Source organism: Streptomyces sp. NPDC088124, from assembly GCF_040685895.1.
Classification (GTDB): Bacteria; Actinomycetota; Actinomycetes; order Streptomycetales; family Streptomycetaceae; genus Streptomyces.
The window spans coordinates 137,405-156,180 of the sequence record NZ_JBFBJB010000004.1 but is presented as its reverse complement, the minus strand read 5'-3'; the positions used below and the strand labels follow the sequence as shown (position 1 = coordinate 156,180).

The 18,776-nt window shown below is 69.3% G+C and carries 15 protein-coding genes; 6 read left to right on the top strand and 9 right to left on the bottom strand.

Translation table 11 applies throughout. From position 1 onward, the window contains the following. Positions 1 to 8: 8 nt before the first annotated feature. The 5 genes from AB0P17_RS04630 (at position 9) to AB0P17_RS04610 (ending at position 4,699) form a co-directional block, all read left to right on the top strand. Entirely contained in the window at positions 9 to 521 is a 513-nt protein-coding gene (locus tag AB0P17_RS04630) for a R3H domain-containing nucleic acid-binding protein (RefSeq protein WP_365807543.1), read from the top strand. Between the two features lie 104 nt (positions 522 to 625). Beyond that, positions 626 to 1,342, top strand: a complete 717-nt coding sequence (gene rsmG / locus AB0P17_RS04625; protein ID WP_365807542.1) for a 16S rRNA (guanine(527)-N(7))-methyltransferase RsmG — start codon at positions 626 to 628, stop codon at positions 1,340 to 1,342. A gap of 265 nt (positions 1,343 to 1,607) precedes the next feature. Beyond that, a complete protein-coding gene (locus AB0P17_RS04620; RefSeq protein ID WP_365807540.1) occupies positions 1,608 to 2,684 on the top strand; it encodes a ParA family protein in 1,077 nt (358 codons plus the stop codon). Then, positions 2,681 to 3,778, top strand: a complete 1,098-nt coding sequence (locus AB0P17_RS04615; protein WP_365807538.1) for a ParB/RepB/Spo0J family partition protein — start codon at positions 2,681 to 2,683, stop codon at positions 3,776 to 3,778. Before AB0P17_RS04620 ends, AB0P17_RS04615 begins: the two co-directional genes overlap by 4 nt. 303 nt (positions 3,779 to 4,081) lie before the next feature. After that, positions 4,082 to 4,699: a GNAT family N-acetyltransferase gene (locus AB0P17_RS04610; RefSeq protein WP_365807537.1), complete on the top strand. Its 618-nt coding sequence runs from the start codon at positions 4,082 to 4,084 to the stop codon at positions 4,697 to 4,699. A gap of 99 nt (positions 4,700 to 4,798) precedes the next feature. On the opposite strand, the gene trxA is transcribed toward AB0P17_RS04610, so the two are convergent. The 7 genes from trxA to AB0P17_RS04575 form a co-directional block, all read right to left on the bottom strand. Next, on the bottom strand, positions 4,799 to 5,128 hold the full coding sequence (trxA, locus tag AB0P17_RS04605; RefSeq protein ID WP_365807536.1) for a thioredoxin: 330 nt from the start codon (positions 5,126 to 5,128) through the stop codon (positions 4,799 to 4,801). Positions 5,129 to 5,173: 45 nt separating this feature from the next. Beyond that, positions 5,174 to 6,145, bottom strand: coding sequence for a thioredoxin-disulfide reductase (gene trxB, locus AB0P17_RS04600; protein ID WP_365807534.1), 972 nt, complete (start codon positions 6,143 to 6,145; stop codon positions 5,174 to 5,176). A 119-nt stretch (positions 6,146 to 6,264) separates the two neighbouring features. Then, positions 6,265 to 7,239, bottom strand: coding sequence for a zf-HC2 domain-containing protein (locus AB0P17_RS04595; RefSeq protein WP_365807532.1), 975 nt, complete (start codon positions 7,237 to 7,239; stop codon positions 6,265 to 6,267). Then, complete coding sequence (gene sigM / locus AB0P17_RS04590) at positions 7,236 to 7,940, bottom strand: RNA polymerase sigma factor SigM (RefSeq protein WP_365807531.1); 705 nt, start codon at positions 7,938 to 7,940, stop codon at positions 7,236 to 7,238. Before sigM ends, AB0P17_RS04595 begins: the two co-directional genes overlap by 4 nt. Before the next feature lie 25 nt (positions 7,941 to 7,965). Continuing rightward, on the bottom strand, positions 7,966 to 9,681 hold the full coding sequence (locus AB0P17_RS04585; protein ID WP_365807530.1) for a protein kinase family protein: 1,716 nt from the start codon (positions 9,679 to 9,681) through the stop codon (positions 7,966 to 7,968). 119 nt (positions 9,682 to 9,800) lie between these two features. Next, positions 9,801 to 11,942 carry a murein biosynthesis integral membrane protein MurJ gene (gene murJ / locus AB0P17_RS04580; protein WP_365807529.1) on the bottom strand — a complete coding sequence of 714 codons (2,142 nt, stop codon included), beginning with the start codon at positions 11,940 to 11,942 and terminating at the stop codon, positions 9,801 to 9,803. Positions 11,943 to 11,987: 45 nt separating this feature from the next. Further along, on the bottom strand, positions 11,988 to 14,471 hold the full coding sequence (locus AB0P17_RS04575; RefSeq protein ID WP_365807528.1) for a DUF6049 family protein: 2,484 nt from the start codon (positions 14,469 to 14,471) through the stop codon (positions 11,988 to 11,990). Positions 14,472 to 14,680: 209 nt separating this feature from the next. Here AB0P17_RS04575 and AB0P17_RS04570 point away from each other — a divergent pair, with 209 nt between their 5' ends. Beyond that, positions 14,681 to 16,147: a CCA tRNA nucleotidyltransferase gene (locus AB0P17_RS04570; protein ID WP_365807526.1), complete on the top strand. Its 1,467-nt coding sequence runs from the start codon at positions 14,681 to 14,683 to the stop codon at positions 16,145 to 16,147. A 63-nt stretch (positions 16,148 to 16,210) separates the two neighbouring features. Here AB0P17_RS04570 and AB0P17_RS04565 read toward each other — a convergent pair whose 3' ends face one another. Next, positions 16,211 to 17,473 carry an MFS transporter gene (locus AB0P17_RS04565; protein ID WP_365807525.1) on the bottom strand — a complete coding sequence of 421 codons (1,263 nt, stop codon included), beginning with the start codon at positions 17,471 to 17,473 and terminating at the stop codon, positions 16,211 to 16,213. A 172-nt stretch (positions 17,474 to 17,645) separates the two neighbouring features. After that, complete coding sequence (locus AB0P17_RS04560; protein WP_365807523.1) at positions 17,646 to 18,728, bottom strand: inositol-3-phosphate synthase; 1,083 nt, start codon at positions 18,726 to 18,728, stop codon at positions 17,646 to 17,648. Positions 18,729 to 18,776 lie beyond the last annotated feature (48 nt).

Genomic DNA, 18,776 nt, shown 5'->3' with positions numbered 1-18,776 from the left:
GTCCATCCGTGACGGAAGGCACCATCTCCGCCGCCCCTGAGGGGGGCGACACCCTGACCCGCCTGGAGCAGGAAGGGGAGATCGCGGCCGACTACCTTGAGGGCCTGCTCGACATCGCCGATCTCGACGGCGACATCGACATGGACGTCGAGGCAGACCGGGCCGCGGTCTCGATCATCAGCGACGCGGCCGGCGGGGATCTCCAGAAGCTGGTCGGACGGGACGGTGAGGTCCTGGAGGCGCTCCAGGAGCTGACGCGGCTCGCTGTTCACCGGGAGACCGGGGACCGTAGCCGGCTCATGCTGGACATCGCGGGCTTCCGGGCCAAGAAGCGCACCGAGCTGGCCGAGCTGGGCGCCAAGGCGGCGGAGGAGGTGAAGAGCACCGGTGAGCCGGTGAAGCTGAACCCGATGACGCCGTTCGAGCGGAAGGTCGTGCACGACGCGGTCGCCGCCGCGGGTCTGCGCAGCGAGTCCGAGGGCGAGGAGCCCGAGCGCTTCGTCGTGGTTCTCCCTGCCTGAGCGGTTCAACTTCTTCGGCCCCGCCTGTCGCGCAGGCGGGGCCGATCTTTGTCAGCCTGATAGTCAGCCACCGGTCGGTGGTTCGGTATGGAAGGACGGTTCCCGTGACGGAGGCAGCAGAGCTTCCCCCCGCACCGGACGAGGCGCGCACTGTTTTCGGTGAGTTCTTTCCGGAGGCTGTCCGCTACGCGGAGCTGCTGGCGGACGCGGGTGTCAAGCGTGGTCTGATCGGTCCCCGTGAGGTGCCGCGCCTGTGGGAGCGGCACATGTTGAACTGCGCGGTGCTCTCCGAGGTCGTGCCCGAGGGCGTGATGGTCTGTGACGTCGGCTCGGGCGCGGGGCTTCCCGGGATCCCGCTGGCGCTGGTCCGGCCGGACCTGAAGATCACGCTGCTGGAGCCGCTGCTGCGCCGGACGAACTTCCTCCAGGAAGTGGTCGAGCTGCTGGGCCTGGACCATGTGACGGTAGTACGCGGCCGGGCCGAGGAGGTCCTCGGCACGCTTCAGCCGGTCCATGTGGTGACGGCGCGGGCGGTGGCGCCGCTGGACCGGCTGGCGGGCTGGGGAGTGCCTCTGCTACGTCCCTACGGCGAGATGCTGGCCCTGAAGGGCGACACGGCCGAGGAGGAGATCAACGGAGCCCGGGCGGCGCTGAGCAAGCTCGGCGTGGTGGAGACCTCGGTGCTTCAGGTCGGACAGGGCGTCGTCGATCCGCTCGCCACGGTGGTGCGGGTGGAGGTCGGGGAGAGCCCCGGCGGTGTGCGATTCGCGGCGAAGCGGGCCAAGGCCGCGAGGGCCGGCCGTGCGCGTCGGCGCCGTTGAGCCGTACAGTCCTCACTGGCTATCAGTGATGGTCCATACAAGCTGCCATACCTAAGCATTGCGGAGTGTCGTGATGGTCTAGCTCTGCGGCGCGTGCATCGTGTTTCACGTGAAACGTCGCTCACTGCTGCAGGGCATCATCACCCGAGGCCGCGCGTCCGCCACACCGCGGGGCCGAAAACCCCTCGTACGGGGGGCGGGGTTGTCCACAGACGCGGATTCATCCACAGATCCACGGGCCTCGCTGGTTCACGACCCCGAAAGCATGGCAGGCTCTGTCCATTGCGAGTCTGAAGTCGAGGAGAGTGAATCCTTGCGGTCCGACGCCAACATCGCGGGACCGATGGCCGATCCGGTCCCCGGTCCCCGTACCGAGTCGCCGGGGGAGGATGTTTCACGTGAAACACCGCCCCCGATGGACGACACCCCCATCGGCCGTGCTGCCCAACTGGCGGTGGAGGCACTGGGCCGGGCCGGTGAGGGTCTGCCCCGCCCCGAGCAGACACGCGTCATCGTCGTCGCCAATCAGAAGGGCGGCGTAGGCAAGACCACCACCACGGTCAACCTCGCCGCGTCGCTCGCGCTCCACGGTGCGCGGGTGCTGGTGGTCGACCTCGATCCGCAGGGCAACGCCTCCACGGCGCTGGGGATCGACCATCACGCCGAAGTTCCCTCGATCTATGACGTCCTGGTGGAGAGCAAGCCGCTCTCCGACGTGGTCCAGCCGGTCCCGGACGTCGAAGGTCTCTTCTGTGCCCCGGCCACCATCGATCTCGCCGGTGCGGAGATCGAATTGGTGTCGCTGGTGGCACGGGAGAGTCGACTGCAACGGGCGATCGAAGCGTATGAGCAGCCGCTGGACTACATCCTCATCGACTGCCCGCCCTCGCTCGGCCTGCTGACCGTCAATGCGATGGTCGCGGGAGCAGAGGTCCTGATCCCCATTCAGTGCGAGTACTACGCGCTCGAAGGGCTGGGCCAGTTGCTGCGGAACGTCGATCTGGTGCGGGGGCATCTCAACCCGACGCTGCATGTCTCGACGATCCTGCTCACCATGTACGACGGCCGGACGCGCCTTGCCTCGCAGGTGGCCGACGAGGTCCGCAGCCACTTCGGTAACGAGGTGCTGCGGACCAGCATCCCCCGGTCCGTCCGTATCTCGGAGGCACCGAGCTATGGCCAGACGGTGCTGACTTATGATCCGGGTTCCAGTGGATCCCTTTCGTATCTCGAAGCCGCCCGTGAGATCGCCCTGCGGGGGGTGGGGGTGCACTATGACGCCCAGCAGGCCCATGTGGGTATCCAGAACAGCCAGCAGAGCATGTCGGAGGGGATCCAGTGAGCGAGCGACGTAGGGGATTGGGGCGTGGGCTCGGTGCACTGATCCCTGCCGCTCCGCAGGAGCAGCCGGTGGCCGCCCCCGGGGTGACCACCGCCTCTCCGGGCGCGGCCCCGATGCTGACGGCGGATCGGGGCGTGGCCGCGGCGAAGGTGACCTCGCTGCCGACGGCCACCGTCTCCCCGGAGTCGGAGCCCGTTGTACCGGAGCCGGAGGCGGCGCCCGCATTGGCGGTGGCGGGGGCCCACTTCGCCGAGGTGCCGATCGACTCGATCACCCCGAACCCCCGGCAGCCCCGTGAGGTGTTCGACGAGGACGCCCTCGCCGAGCTGATCACGTCCATCAAGGAAGTGGGGCTCCTCCAGCCCGTCGTTGTACGGCAGGTGGGGGCGGAGCGCTACGAGCTCATCATGGGTGAGCGGCGCTGGCGGGCCTGCCGGGAATCCGGCCTGGAGCGCATTCCGGCGATCGTCCGCGCCACGGACGACGACAAGCTGCTGTTGGATGCCCTGCTGGAGAACCTGCACCGGGCCCAGCTGAACCCGCTGGAAGAGGCCATGGCCTACGACCAGTTGCTCAAGGACTTCAACTGCACACACGACCAGCTCGCAGACCGGATCGGGCGTTCACGTCCGCAGGTGTCCAACACTCTGCGGCTGCTGCGTCTCTCCCCTCCGGTGCAGCGCAGGGTCGCGGCGGGAGTGCTGTCCGCGGGGCACGCCAGGGCGCTGCTGTCGGTGGACGACTCCGAGGAACAGGACCGGCTGGCGCACCGCATCGTGGCCGAGGGTCTCTCCGTACGGGCCGTCGAGGAGATCGTGACCCTGATGGGGTCCCGTCCTCAGAGCACCGCCAAGTCGAAGGGGCCGAGGGCGGGGGCCAGGCTGTCGCCGGCGCTCACCGATCTGGCGTCGCGGCTCTCCGACCGCTTCGAGACCCGGGTGAAGGTCGACCTGGGACAGAAGAAGGGGAAGATCGTCGTCGAGTTCGCGTCGATAGACGATCTGGACCGGATCCTCGGCACCCTTGCCCCTGGTGAGGGGCGCGTCCTGGAGCCGGGGCTCACCGAGGACGTAGGGGACGAAGAGAAGAGCTGAGGCTCCATCGCGCTCTTGGGGCGGGCCGTGTTCCCTGCTGACGGGAACACGGCCCGCCCTTTGCGATCCCGCAGTGTCCCGGGCGTCTCTGGGTGGATACGATGCGTTCTGGTAGGGCGCATCCACCTTGATCCACCTCAGAAGGAGAGCGAGGGCCATGCGATCGGTGAGCCGCGGCCAACTGGTGTCGGCCGGACTGGGACTTGGTGTGCTCGGTGGCTTCGTCGGGGGCCTGCTCCGGGAACGGACCGCGCTGACAGCCGCCCGTGGCGCGGCAGGTGAAAGAAGTGAGGAACAGCCTCCATGGGGCGTCGGCTCGTACCGCTCACGCTGGACAACGTTTCGGACCTCCCCCATCGCTGCCGTACGTGTGTCTTCTGGGAACTTGATCCGGTCAGCGGTGAAGCCGCGGTAGCGGCGGGCCGGTCGGGTGCGGAGAAGGAAGCGTGGATCTCGGCCGTTCTCCTGGAGTGGGGATCCTGCGGCCGCATCGTCTACATCGATGATCTGCCGGTCGGCTTCGTCCTGTACGCGCCTCCCGCGTATGTGCCGCGTTCCCTGGCCTTCCCCACCAGTCCGGTCTCCCGGGACGCCGTCCAGTTGATGACCGCCTGGATCATGCCCGGTTATCAAGGACAGGGACTGGGCCGGGTGATGGCGCAGACCGTTGCGAAGGATCTGCTGCGGCGGGATGTCAAGGCCATCGAGGCGTTCGGTGACACCCGCTGGAAAGAGCCGGCCTGTGTGCTGCCTGCCGACCATCTCACCGCGGTGGGTTTCAAGACCGTACGCCCGCACACGCGGTATCCCCGGCTGCGGCTGGAACTGCGCACCACACTCTCGTGGAAGGAAGACGTGGAGCTGGCGCTCGACCGGCTTCTGGGTGCGGTGAAGAAGGAGCCGGCGCTACGACCGCTCTGAGGCGGGCTCGCGATCAGAACGTGAAACGGGTCCGTCCCCGAGTGGGGGCGGACCCGTTTCACGTGAAACATCGTGCGTCTGATGACGCCTGTCGCTGCGTCAGCCGATGTACTCGTCGAGGTCGCGGACGAGCGCAGCCTTGGGCTTGGCGCCGACGATGGTCTTGACGACCTCTCCACCCTGGTAGACGTTCAGGGTCGGGATGGACATGACCCCGTACTTGGCAGCGGTGGCCGGGTTCTCGTCGATGTTGAGCTTGACGATCTCGATCTTGTCGCCGTGCTCGGCGGCGATGGCCTCCAGCGACGGGGCGATCTGGCGGCACGGTCCGCACCAGGCGGCCCAGAAGTCCACCAGAACGGGCTTGTCGCTCTTGAGGACATCCTCGTCGAAGGAAGAGTCGGTCACATGCTTCAGGTCGCCGGCCACGGCGGCCTCCTTACGGGGTTGAGGGGTGTGAATGGGGGGGGCTGGTCAGACGGTGGCGGTCTTCTCCGGCTCGGCGTTCTCGCTGTCGCTGAGCGCGGCGAGGAAGCGCTCGGCGTCGAGGGCGGCGGAGCAGCCGGTGCCGGCGGCAGTGATCGCCTGGCGGTAGGTGTGGTCCACGACATCGCCGGCGCCGAAGACTCCCGAGAGGTTCGTCCGCGTCGACGGAGCGTCCACGGTCAGGTAGCCCTCTCCGTCCAGGTCGAGCTGACCCTTGAACAGTTCGGTCCGCGGGTCGTGGCCCACCGCGATGAACAGGCCGGTCACCGCGAGCGGTGAGGTCTCGCCGGTCTTCGTGTTGCGCAGGGTCAGACCGGAGAGCTTCTGATCGCCGTGGATCTCGGCAACCTCGCTCTCCCAGGCGAACTTGATCTTCGGGTCGGCGAAGGCACGGTCCTGCATGGCCTTGGAGGCGCGCAGGGTGTCCCGGCGGTGGACGATCGTGACGGACTTGGCGAAGCGCGAAAGGAAGGTGGCTTCCTCCATCGCGGTGTCGCCTCCGCCGATCACGGCGATGTCCTGGTCCTTGAAGAAGAAGCCGTCACAGGTGGCACACCAGGAGACGCCACGTCCTGAGAGCGTGTCCTCGTTGGGCAGACCGAGCTTGCGGTGCTGGGAGCCCGTCGTGACGATCACGGCCTTCGCCCGGTGCACGGTGCCCACAGTGTCGGTGACGGTCTTGATGTCACCGGTGAGGTCGACCGAGACAACATCGTCCGGGACCAGCTCGGCACCGAAGCGCTCGGCCTGTGCCCGCATGTTGTCCATCAGGTCCGGGCCCATGATGCCGTCGCGGAAACCGGGAAAGTTCTCCACGTCGGTGGTGTTCATCAGGGCACCACCGGCGGTGACGGCGCCCTCGAAGACCAGCGGCTTCAGCGATGCGCGCGCGGTGTACAGCGCGGCCGTATAGCCGGCGGGCCCGGAGCCGATGATGATCACATTACGGACGTCGCTCACGGGATTCTTCCTCGTCTCTGCAGACTGCACTACTGGGGCCGGATCAACGACTTTCACCCCATCCAACGGATCCTACGGGTCCCGCATTCCCGAGGTTGCCCGGCTCGACGCGAGGAGTGTCAGCGCCGGAGGTAGGAGTGCGTCAGCAGGACGGTTCCGTCGGTCGCGGGAGCCTTCGTCACACAGGCCGCGTCGACCACATAGGCCTGGACTCGGGTGCTGTCTCCCGAGTCCGGCAGGACGACGAGATACGCGTCGCTTCCCTGGTACGTACCCCGCTCCGCGGCCAGCGCCGAGAGACTGCTGCCGATGCCCCGCTGGATACAGGCAGGAACGTCGGGTGCAGGCGTGAGCAGGGGGGAGGTCGATGTGCTCCGGTCGCCACTCTCCAAGGAGCGTGGCTGCCCCGGGGTGGATCCGCTCTCCTTCGAGGCTGTCGCGCCGGAGGCCAGCAGGGCGTCCACGCGGTCCTGGAGACGCGTTTCGGAGAACAGTTCGCGGTCACCCACGGCGGAGCTGGCCGGAGCGGAGGCCTGCTTGGAGGTCACGTCGGAGTCCGAGGCTTGGAGCGACGGAAGCAGCAGTGCGCCGATTCCTACGAAGGCCGCTCCGAAGGTGGTACCCAGGACAGCGGTACGGTGACGCCGCCACCGCGACGGCCCGCCGCGACCGGGTCCGGTCGCGGCCTTCGGGCGGCCGGCGGGGCGGTCGGCCCGTACGGTCCCGGCCGCGACGGCCGGTGTGGCCGCCGGGGACGACGGTTCCGGCGCGGGTGATGTTTCACGTGAAACATCGGCGGCTGCGGACTCCTCCGGAGCCGAGGCATCACCGGGAGCGGTCGCGTCGAGGAGAGCCTCCGCGGCGAGCGCGGCGTCGATACGGCCCGCGACATCGGCGGGCATCCGGGGCGGCCCCGGCAGGGTGCCCAGCAGGCCCCTGATCTCCTCAAGGGAGTCATGGACATCGGCACAGAGTTCGCAGCCGTCGAGGTGCTCCCGCAGATCAGTGCTGCGTTCCGGGGACAGCAGTCCCTCGGCGAGGTCGGAGATCTCCGAGACATCCGGGTGCTGAGCGGTGTCGGTCGTAGATGTCACGCGCGCCCACCTCCGCCCTTCACTCCAGCAGGATCGCTCGATCCTGAATCCTTGGGTCCCGATGCCGGTGGGACGGATGCCCGCGGCGTCCGGTTCCTTCCCCGCTCGGAACCGCTGTTATCCCTGGTGTCCCCGCGTAGATGGGTGAGCAGGGGGAGAAGTCTGGCCCGGCCGCGTGCGCAGCGGCTCTTCACCGTGCCGACGGGCACACCCAGTACGGCGGCGGCCTCCGCCACGGGGTAGCCCTGCATATCGACGAGGATCAGGGCAGCCCGCTGGTCGACGGGGAGCGTGGCGAGGGCCGCCAGCAGCTCCCGGTGCAGATCCTGCCGCTCGGCGGGCGCCTCGGCCGACTCGTGGGGTTCGAGGAGCTGCTCCAGCCGTTCGGTGTCGTCCACGGGGGAGGTCCTGCGGGAGGCAGCCTTGCGCGCCCGGTCGAGGCAGGCGTTGACGGTGATGCGGTGCAGCCAGGTGGTGACGGCGGACTGCCCGCGGAAGGTGTGAGCGGCCCGGAAGGCGGACACCAGGGCGTCCTGCACGGCGTCGGCCGCCTCCTCGCGGTCCCCGAGCGTGCGCAGCGCGACGGCCCAGAGCCGGTCACGGTGGCGCCGAACCAGCTCGCCGAAGGCCCGAGGATGGCCCGCTACATGAGCGCTCAGCAGGTCCTGGTCGCTCGAGTCGCCCAGTGCGGCGTCGTCCAACGGTGGGCCCCTCCCCTGTCTCCGGTCAGCCGGTGATCTGGATCTCCGAGATGCCCCCGCGGAAGCGGTTGGCGGATCCGTCCTGCGGCAGCTCGGTGATGTGGATCAATACGTACCGGGTCCGCAGGGGCTTGTCGAGGGTGGTCTTCAGAGTGGAGCCCACTGTCTCCAGCTTGGTGAGGCGCTGGGAGAAGTCCGCGAGCGACGTCGGATCCGAGGCGTCCGCGTCGGCTGCCAGCACTTCGGCCTTCTGACCGGACCGGTACATACGGATGTCGAGACCGGACACATCCTTCACACTGCCGAGGTCGACGACGATTCCGCTGCCCTGCTTGAGGAGGTTGCCGAAATTGGGGTAGTCGAAGTACTGCAGGGTGACCCAGGCCGTGCCGTTGTCGCCGTCGACGGTGTTCGCGGCCTGTTCCGGCTTGATGCTGGAGCCCTCGGGCATGAACTCCGTCGCACCGTCGATCTTGAGGGGCTTCACGGGCTTCACGGGCTTCACGGGCTTGTCGCCGTCATCGGTAGTGGTCTGCGTGGGGGTCGTCTCGGGTGTGCCGCGGCCATCGAGGAGACGGTCGGCGACCTGCCAGCTCCCCAAGCCCAGGGCGGCGATGAGGAGCGCGGCGACGGTCCACTTGAGGGCCTTGCCGGTAGGGCTCTGGAGCGGAGGCGGCGGAGGTGTCACCGGTGTGGGGGTCGTCACGCCGATGCCCGGCTGGGTTCGCCCGTAGGTGCCCTGCTGGTAGGTGGTGCGCTGATACTCCGGCGGGGCGGTGAACGTGGGCTCCGGCGGCCGGATACGCGGCATCTCGGCGACCGCCGCGGACAGCTCGTCCGGTGTGGTGCACGGAGGGTCCTGCCGGGACGCCGTGGCGCCGTCGTTGACCAGGGCCCGCATGGCCAGTTCCGAGAGACCGCGGTGGATACCGGCGCGTACCTGGTCGGGGGCGATCAGCCCGACACCCTTGGGGAGGCCGGAGAGGCCGTGGGCATCGCTCTCGTAGGGCCAGCGCTGGGTGAGCGCGGCGTACAGGAGCGCGCCGATCGCCTCGGTGTCGGTGCGCTGGGGGCGGTCGGCGCGGATGCCGCGCAGCGCGGCGTTCACGGCGAGGCCGCGGATCCGGTACTGGCCGGTGGAGGTCCGCAGGACGGCGCCGGGGGTCAGCCGCAGATGGGCCAGTCCCTCGCGGTGCGCGGCGGCCATGGCCTGGGAAACCTGGCTGACGAGCTGGTACGCCTCATGGGCCTCCAGGGGGCCCGCGGCGAGCAGCGTGGTGAGCTCGACGGCGTCCGGCAGCCATTCGTGGACGACGTAGACGAGGTCGCCCTCCTCGACGGCGTCCAGGACCTGGACGAAGCGGGGATCGCCGAGCAGGGCGGCGGAGCGCGCGGCCGCCAGTACGGAACGGGCTCGCGGGTGGTCGGCGGGCAGGAGGTGTACCCCGACGGCACGGCGCAGTTTCTCGTCGACCGCACGCCAACTGCTGAAACCGTCCAGACGGGTGACGCACTCCTCCAGGCGGTAGCGTCTGGCGAGTCTGTGGCCGCTGTGGAGTTCGGGAGCCGTGCTGCCCGGCTCGGTGTCCCGCCGCTCACTGCCCGTGTCGGCGGCCGACTGCTCCGCCGTGTCCTGGGCTTCCGCCAACCCGTCGGTCGTGGCCTTGTCCGCCTTGGCGGTCAGCGGCTCATCGCCGCTGTTGCCGGCCACGTCGACGGCAGCCGTGCTACGTTCCGCCACCGTCGCTCCTGCCTCCCCATCCATTGCGTCCTGTCCAACAGCCAAACCAATTGTGCCCACAGCTGGACGCTATGCACGACACGCGGCAGCCGGCGATGGTTGTACTCGGCCGGGCCGGGTCACCGTCCGAGGCGGCCTCGGACCATGCCGACCATGGCGTTCATCTCCTCGATCCGCATCTTCTTCGCCGCGACGAAGAAGAGCCCCAGCAGGACGATGCCGCCGCCGATCAGCGCGACGACCGAGGCGAGGGCAGTGCTGCCCAGGCCTTCCAGTACGAAGTAGGCGACCGCGCCGGCCGCGAGGGCGCCGGGGACGGAGGCGAGGCAGAGCCGGGCGTACGTCCGCAGGACGCGTCCGCCGTCCAGATCGCCGCCCAGCCGCTTCTTCAGCCGGCGCCAGGCCACGCCGACACCGACGGCGTAGGCCAGGCCGTACGCCGCCGCCATGCCGACCACGGCCCAGCGCGGGGGCAGCAGGACATAGGCGAGGGCGGAGGCCGCGGCGTTGACCGCGGCGACGATGACCGTGTTGTAGAAGGGCGTCCGGGTGTCCTCGTAGGCGTAGAAGCCGCGCAGGACGACGTACTGCACGGAGTACGGGATGAGACCGAGGGCGAACGCCATCAGGATGAAGCCCATGGAGCGCGCCGATTCCAGGCCGCTGGACGAGAACATCAGGACGGAGAGCGGGACTCCGAGGGCGAGGAACCCGAAGGCGATCGGGACGATCGCGACCGCCGAGTTGCGCAGCCCCTGGGAGATGTCGTCGCGTACCGCGCCCGGGTCGTCGTCGCTGGCGGCGCGGGAGATCCGGGGCAGCAGGGCGGCCATGACCGAGACGGTGATGATGGCCTGCGGCATGCCCCAGATGAGCTGGGCGTTGCTGTAGGCGAGGATGCCGGCGCCGTCCGTGCCGGACTCCTTGCCCGCGGCGGTCGCGAGCTGGGTGACGACCAGGACGCCCGCCTGGTTGGCGAGGACGAACAGCACCGTCCACTTGGCGAGCTTGACCGTCTTGCCGAGGCCGTGGCCCTTCCAGTCGAACCGGGGGCGGAACCGGAACCCGGTCTCCCTGAGGTAGGGGATCATCGCGAGCGCCTGGACGATGAGACCGAGGAGCGTGCCGATGCCGAGCAGCCGCACACCGTCCGGCGGGATTGTCTGCACGGTCATGCCGGAGTCGGCCGCTGTGCCGTACACCCAGATGAACAGGCCGAACGTGGTGATCATGACGATGTTGTTGAGGACCGGGGTCCACATCATCGCGCCGAACTTCCCGCGCGCGTTGAGGATCTGGCCCATGACCACGTGCACACCCATGAAGAAGATCGTGGGCAGGCAGTAGCGGGCGAAGGTGACGGCGACGTTGTTGGCGGCGGCGTCGCTGGCGATCGGGTCCGACATCGCCTGGATCAGCAGGGGCGCCGCGAACACCGCAAGCGCCACGATCGCGCCGAGCGCGACCATGACGAGGGTGAGCAGCCGGTTGGCGTAGGCGACGCCACCGTCGTCGTCGTTCTTCATCGCCCGTACGAGCTGCGGTACGAAGACGGAGTTGAGGCCGCCGCCGACGGTGAGGATGTAGATCATCGTCGGCAGGGTGTACGCGACGGTGAACGAGTCGCCGAGGAGGGCCGCACCCAGCGCGGCCGTGATCACCAGGCTCCGTACGAAGCCGGTGAGCCGGGACACCAGGGTGCCGGCGGCCATCAGCGCGCTGGACCTGAGCAGACCGGCGGCCTTGCCGCCCGACTTCTTGGGGGGTGCCGGCGCCGGCACCGCCTCGGGCTCAGGTGCCGCCACGGCCTGCGCCGTGGCCTGCTGGTCCCGGTAGAGGTGGGCGAAGGCGTCGGGTGCCGGGCTCTCGTCACCGGCCCGGGTGACCAGCTCGTCGACGCCGGTGAACTGGGTGGTCCGGGCGTCGTCCCCGTACGGCAGGAGGCGGGAGGGGCCCGAGGGCTCGGGCGGCGGGGTCCCCGCCCAGATCCGCGGATCCGGGGCGGGCTGCTGGGCGCGCGGCTGCCGGTACAGGTCCTGGTGGTCCGGGTAGGTGCCCGGAGGCGGCGGCGGGTGCGAGGCGCGGTCGTAGAGCGCCTCGGTCACCGGGTCCTGCGCGGACAGGTCCTGCGCCCAGTAGGGGTCCTGTGCGTAGGCGTCCTGGACATACGGGTCCTGGGCGGATGGCGGAGGCGGCGGGACCTGGCCTGCCGGATCGCCGCCCGTGCCCGGCCCACGGTCACCGTCGTACGGCGCGTTCATGGTTACCCCACCTCATCGTCCCCGGCCGACCGGCCACGACATCGCTCAACGGTCCACTTTCTCACCCGCGCCCGACGCGTCCGCGCTTTCCGGACCGGTGTCCGGTGTCGGGTCACTCGGCTGCCCGGGATCTGTGTCCTCGACGGCCTTCGGGCCGGCCGTGTTCTTCGTGCCGTGCGTGTCCCCGGTGGCGTCCGGTGCGGCCGGGGACGACGGCCCGGGAGGAACGGGCCCCGTGGTGTCCGGGCCGGTGGCGCTCCGATCGTCCCGGCCGTCCCGGTCACCGTCGCCGTTGCCGCCCTGTGGGCCCTCGCCGTCGCCGCCGCTCTCGCCGTCACCGTCCGCGGGCCCGGCGCCCGCCTTGCGCGCCACGGCCCGCTTGCGCTGGCTGTACATCTTCACCCCGGCGAGCACCAGCAGCAGCACACCGCCCGCGATGACGAGCATCACGGTGGGGGTGATCTCGGAGACCTTCACCTGGAAGGTCATCGGGCCGCCGTACAGCTTGCCGTCCACCGTGTAGAGCTGGGCGGTCACCTGGACCGGGCCGTTGGCGTTGCCTGCGCCGGTGAACTTCACCGACTGACTGTGCCCGCCGTCGATCTTGATCGGCCGCTCCGCGACCGCCAGATCGCCGTCGAGCTTCAGCCGGGTCGGGTTGTCCGACTTCAGGCGCAGCACCAGGTTCTGGACGCCCTGGAGCAGCTGGTTCTGGACGGTCACCGGAATGGTCGCGCTGCGCCCGGACAGGGTGAGCACGGACTTGGGGATGAGCCGTACCTCGTCGGTGAGGCTCTGCAGATACGTGTCGACCGTGTCCCGGTACTGCTCGGCGCCGCTCGGGTCACCGCGCCAGGATGTCGACATCGCCCGGCTGATCGCGTTGCCGAAGGGGGCGGCGACCCGGTCCGGTGCGGTGAGGATGGCCTGGAACTTGTCGAAGCGGTCCTGCGTGTTCTTGATGTCGAGGAACGTGCGGGTGTGCAGCTCCTGGGCACGCAGCTTCTTCGGGTAGCGGGCCGCGCTCGGCACCTTCGTGCTGGCGTCCGCGTCCGGGCCGACCGCCGACGCCGCGATCAGGTCCGTCGGCTCCGTCCAGCGCTCGGGCTCCAGGGCGCGCAGCGCGCGTGCCATCGACTGCGCCTGGGCCGCTGTCGGCGTCCGCTGGGGGGCGACCACGACGTTGCGTTCGTTCCCGGGCTCCTGGAGCGTCACGGCCAGCGACTGGGCGAGGAACTTCTGGACGGCGAGAGTGGAGCTGCTCGACGCCGACATGTCGCCCTGGAAGGCGGTCGAGAGCCGGTAGTCCGAGACGACGGCCGTCGTGCCGCCGCCGATCGGCCGGGCGGCGTTCGGGGTGTACGAGAGGTTGTCCTGGAGGCTGTCGCTGCGGGTGATGACCTTGTCGGCGCCCGCCGAGGTCGCCACATCGACGATCGACGGATCGATCGCGCCGTCCACCGGCCAGGCGAAGTCCACGGACGGCTTGACGTGGAGGATGGTCTCCACGGTGTCGTCGGCCACGTCGGTGGCCGGCTGGAGATGGCTGAGCGCCCCGGAGACGCTCTTGCCGCGGTGCGCGAGCGATGCCAGGTCCGGGTCGGCGAAGGGCAGCGCGACGACCTTGCTGTCCTTGACCGCCTTCTCCAGCGAGTCGAGCCACTTGACCGCCACGGCCTGGTTCCGGCCCGGCACCGTCGTGTCACCGCTTCTGACGCTGTAGTTCCTGGTCATCGCGTCGGCGGTGGCGATCAGATCCGGATCGATCACCCAGGTCACCGGTAGCTGACTGCCGAGGGAGACCATCTGCTCCAGTCGGCCACCCGACGCCAGCTCCTCCGCCAGGTCGTCGTTCTCGAAGACAGGGGTCTGCTGATCGTCCCGCCCGGTCTCGGCGGAGAGGTGCGTGGCGGAGATCAGCGGCCACACCGCGGTGAGCTGGGTCTTCTTGTCCGTGCCGTCCGGCTGCCAGGGGAGGAAGGTGCGCTGGATGCCCAGCACGTGGTCGTACTGGGCGGTCGAGGTCTTTCCCGTCACCGAGACGCCGAGCTGGTAGACACCGTCCTCGTCGAGTCCCAGCTTGCTGACGGGTACGGACAGGGCGAAATCCTGCGGGATCCCGGCCGGGAGCCGGGGGATGACCACCTTGTACGGCCCGCCGATCGGGGCCACGTCCCCCGAGAGGCCGGAGCGCGCCGCAGCGTCGTCGATGGCGGTCCGGCCGGCCATCCGCGGCCCGACCCGCAGGTCTATCTGGGCATTGGCGACGGGACTCTTGCCTTCGTTGGTCACCGTCCCGGAAATGGTGAGCGTGTCACCCTTCACCGGGGCACTGGGCGCCAATGTGTCGAGCGCCACACGCACCGTCCGGCCCCCGGTGGCCTGTGTCGCGGCCTGGGCCGTCGGAGCCGTCGTACCGGCCAGCAGGCTCGCCATGAGTGGTACCCCGGCGAGGAGGGAGGCTGTGCGCCGCAGCCATCGGCGGGCAGGAGAATGACCCGTCCCCTGGAAGTCTGCCGCCTCCGCCACGCGCTCGCCCGTCCCTCGTCATCGTCTGCTGCCGTCGGTGGTTGTCGGTTCCTGCGTCCACGCATGGTAACGATGTGCGCTGTGGCGAAGTGCTGGGGACTGCTCCACATGATCGGAAGAATCTCATGCGCTGCCGGAAACCCGTGAATCGGAGGGGGTGCCCGAAACGAGGACGACCGGATGAGTCATGGCACGTACCCTTTTCTGTTGTGCCGAAAGCCAATGAAGACAACCCCAGTGCACTCAGCCAGGTGCAGCGCCGCGCGGTCAGCGAACTGCTGCGGGTGTCCCCCGTCGCCGACGAACTCGCGCGCCGCTTCCAGGAAGCCGGATTCGGTCTCGCCCTGGTCGGAGGCTCGGTCAGGGACGCCCTGCTGGGCAGGCTCGGCAACGACCTGGACTTCACGACGGACGCCCGCCCCGAGGACGTGCTGAAGATCGTCCGGCCCTGGGCGGACGCGGTGTGGGAGGTCGGGATCGCTTTCGGGACGGTCGGCTGCCAGAAGGACGCCCGCGTCGGGGACGTGGACCAGCGCTTCCAGATCGAGGTCACCACGTACCGCTCGGAAGCCTACGACCGTACGTCACGCAAACCCGAGGTGTCCTACGGCGACTCCATCGAGGAGGACCTCGTACGCCGGGACTTCACGGTCAACGCCATGGCCGTGGCTCTCCCCCAGAAGGAGTTCATCGATCCGCACGGCGGGCTGGAGGACCTCGCGGCCCAGGTGCTGCGCACGCCCGGCACGCCGCAGGAGTCCTTCTCCGACGATCCGCTGCGCATGCTGCGGGCGGCGCGCTTCGCCGCGCAGCTGGACTTCGAAGTGGCCCCGGATGTCGTCGCGGCCATGAAGGACATGTCCGGACGTATCGAGATCGTCTCCGCCGAGCGGGTCCGGGACGAGCTGAACAAGCTGATCCTCGCGCCGCGCCCGCGCCAGGGGCTGGCGCTGCTCGTCGAGACCGGGCTCGCCGACCGGATTCTGCCCGAGCTGCCGGCCCTGCGGCTGGAGAGCGACGAGCACCACCGGCACAAGGATGTCTACGAGCACTCGCTGACGGTCCTGGAGCAGGCCATCGACCTGGAGGAGAACGGCCCGGACCTGGTCCTGCGGCTGGCCGCGCTCCTGCACGACATCGGCAAGCCCCGTACCCGCCGCTTCGAGAAGGACGGGCGGGTCTCCTTCCACCACCACGAGATGGTGGGCGCGAAGATGACCAAGAAGCGGATGACGGCGCTCAAGTACTCCAACGAGATGGTGAAGGACGTCTCGCGTCTGGTCGAGCTGCATCTGCGCTTCCACGGCTACGGCACGGGCGAATGGACCGACTCGGCGGTCCGCCGGTACGTGCGCGACGCGGGCCCGCTCCTGGATCGGCTCCACAAGCTGACCCGTTCCGACTGCACGACCCGCAACAAGCGCAAGGCGAATGCGCTCTCCCGCGCCTATGACGGGCTGGAGGAGCGCATCGCTCAGCTTCAGGAGCAGGAGCAGCTCGACGCGATCAGGCCGGACCTGGACGGCAACCAGATCATGGAGATCCTGGGCGTCGGCCCCGGGCCGGTGATCGGCCGAGCGTACGGCTTCCTGCTGGAGCTGCGGCTGGAGAATGGTCCGATGGAGCGGGATGCCGCCGTCGCCGCTCTCAAGGAGTGGTGGGCGGCGCAGAGCTGATGGGGCGCGGGCGATGTTTCACGTGAAACATGACTCGCGCGCGATCCCTCCGGAGGCGGTGTTTCACGTGAAACACCGCCTCCCGCGTATCAGCCCCACGGCGACGGCCGCGTAGAGAAGCGCGACCATCACCACCAGGGGCGCGGACCGACCGTCCGGTGGCAGCATCAGTGCCGCCACCGCGGCGGCCCCGACGAAGGCGACATTGAACAGAACGTCGTAGAGGGAGAAGACCCGGCCGCGGAAGGCGTCGTCCACCGCTGTCTGCACCACGGTGTCGGTGGCGATCTTCGCGCCTTGGGTGATCAGGCCGAGAAGGAATGCGGCGATCATCAGGGGAACGGGTGCGAAGGGCAGCCCGAGCGCCGGTTCGAGCACCGCCGCCGCGGCCGCGCAGAGCGCCATCCACCCGGCCGCCCCGAGCCGCCCCACCGTCCACGGGGTGACGAGCGCCGCGGTGAAGAACCCCGCTCCGGAGATTCCGAGGGCGAGCCCGAGCAGCGCCAGCCCGTCGGACTCCTGGTCCGTCCAGGCGTAGCGGCAGAGCATCAGCACCATCACCGTCAGCGATCCGTAGCAGAAGCGCATCACGGTCATGGCGGCCAGCGCGCCCGCCGCAGAGCGCCGCTCGGAGAGATGGCGCACTCCGTCGGCGAGCCCGCGCGCGGTCGAGGCGAGTGCGGCCCCCAGCCGGGGTGGTACGGAGGCCCGCTCGGGGCCGAGCAGCTCGCGCGCCAGCAGCAGCGAGGTGAGCGCCGAGCAGATGTAGAGGACAGCGCCCAGCAGCATCACCGCGGCATCCGAGTCGGACGCGGTCAGCCGGACGACGAGGGCGAGCCCGCCGCCCGCGGTCGCGGCGAGGGTGCCGGCGGTGGGGGAGAGTGAATTCGCCAGGACGAGGCGCTCCTCGTCGACGACCCGGGGCAGGGCGGCCGAGAGTCCGGCGAGCACGAACCGGTTGACGGCGGTCACCGAGAGCGCCGAGGCGTAGAAGAGCCAGTCGGGCACCGACGCCAGGATCAGCAGGGCGGTGCACCCTGCCAGCAGGGCGCGCAGCAGGTTCCCGTACAGGAAGATCTGGCGGCGCTGCCAGCGGTCGAGGAACACTCCGGCGAACGGGCCGACCAGCGAGTAGGGCAGCAGCAGGACGGCCATCGCGGAGGCGATCGCGGCGGGTGAGGTCTGCTTCTCGGGGGAGAAGACGACGTACGCGGCGAGCGCGACCTGGAAGACACCGTCCGCCGCCTGGGAGAGCAGCCGGACGGCGAGCAGCCGGCGGAAGTTCCTGAGACGCAGGAGTACGCGCAGATCCCGTACGACAGGCATGTGGGCCAGCGTCACATACGGCCCTGCGGCCCATGCGAGAGGGGCACCGGACCCAGCGGTCCGGTGCCCCTTCTCGTACGGCCCCGCGAGGGGCGTACTTGCCGCCGTCGCCCCGCGCGCCGAGACCCGTGCGGGTGTCAGCGCTCGACGACCGGCGCAAATGGCGCGGCTGTCAGCGCTCCACCTCGCCCGCGATGAACTTCTCGACGTTCGCCCGCGCCTCGTCGTCGAAGTACTGCACCGGCGGGGACTTCATGAAGTACGACGAAGCCGAGAGGATCGGGCCGCCGATGCCGCGGTCCTTGGCGATCTTCGCGGCGCGCACCGCGTCGATGATGACGCCCGCGGAGTTCGGGGAGTCCCAGACCTCCAGCTTGTACTCCAGGTTCAGCGGGACGTCGCCGAAGGCGCGGCCTTCGAGACGGACGTAGGCCCACTTGCGGTCGTCGAGCCAGGCCACGTAGTCCGACGGGCCGATGTGCACGTTGTCGGCGCCGAGATCGCGGTCGGGGATCTGAGAGGTGACGGCCTGCGTCTTGGAGATCTTCTTGGACTCCAGGCGCTCACGCTCCAGCATGTTCTTGAAGTCCATGTTGCCGCCGACGTTGAGCTGCATCGTGCGGTCCAGGACGACGCCCCGGTCCTCGAAGAGCTTCGCCATGACGCGGTGCGTGATCGTGGCGCCGACCTGCGACTTGATGTCGTCACCGACGATCGGGACACCGGCCTCGGTGAACTTGTCCGCCCACTCCTTCGTGCCGGCGATGAAGACCGGGAGGGCGTTGACGAAGGCGACCTTGGCGTCGATGGCGCACTGCGCGTAGTACTTCGCGGCGTCATCGGAGCCCACGGGCAGGTAGCAGACCAGGACGTCGACCTGCTGGTCCTTGAGGGTCTGGACGATGTCGGCGGGGGCCTCGGGGGACTCCTCGATCGTCTGGCGGTAGTACTTGCCCAGACCGTCGAGGGTGTGGCCGCGCTGGACCGTGACGCCCGTGGAGGGCACGTCGCAGATCTTGATGGTGTTGTTCTCGCTGGCACCGATGGCGTCCGAGAGGTCGAGACCGACCTTCTTCGCGTCCACGTCGAACGCGGCCACGAACTCGATGTCCCGTACGTGGTAGTCGCCGAACTGGACGTGCATCAGACCCGGTACCTTGCCCGCCGGGTCGGCGTCCTTGTAGTACTCGACACCCTGCACCAGCGAGGCGGCGCAGTTGCCCACACCGACGATGGCTACGCGAACCGAACCCATTGCGGTTGCTCCCTGTGTGATCAGTGTTCGTGATGAGGTCCTGCGGAG

Excerpts from the sequence above, each read along its gene's own strand:
- AB0P17_RS04610 (WP_365807537.1), top strand. The coding sequence starts at position 4,082 with ATGGGGCGTCGGCTCGTACCGCTCACGCTGGACAACGTTTCGGACCTC.
- AB0P17_RS04565 (WP_365807525.1), bottom strand. The coding sequence starts at position 17,473 with ATGCCTGTCGTACGGGATCTGCGCGTACTCCTGCGTCTCAGGAACTTC.
- AB0P17_RS04620 (WP_365807540.1), top strand. The coding sequence starts at position 1,608 with ATGGCAGGCTCTGTCCATTGCGAGTCTGAAGTCGAGGAGAGTGAATCC.
- AB0P17_RS04560 (WP_365807523.1), bottom strand. The coding sequence starts at position 18,728 with ATGGGTTCGGTTCGCGTAGCCATCGTCGGTGTGGGCAACTGCGCCGCC.
- murJ (WP_365807529.1), bottom strand. The coding sequence starts at position 11,942 with ATGAACGCGCCGTACGACGGTGACCGTGGGCCGGGCACGGGCGGCGAT.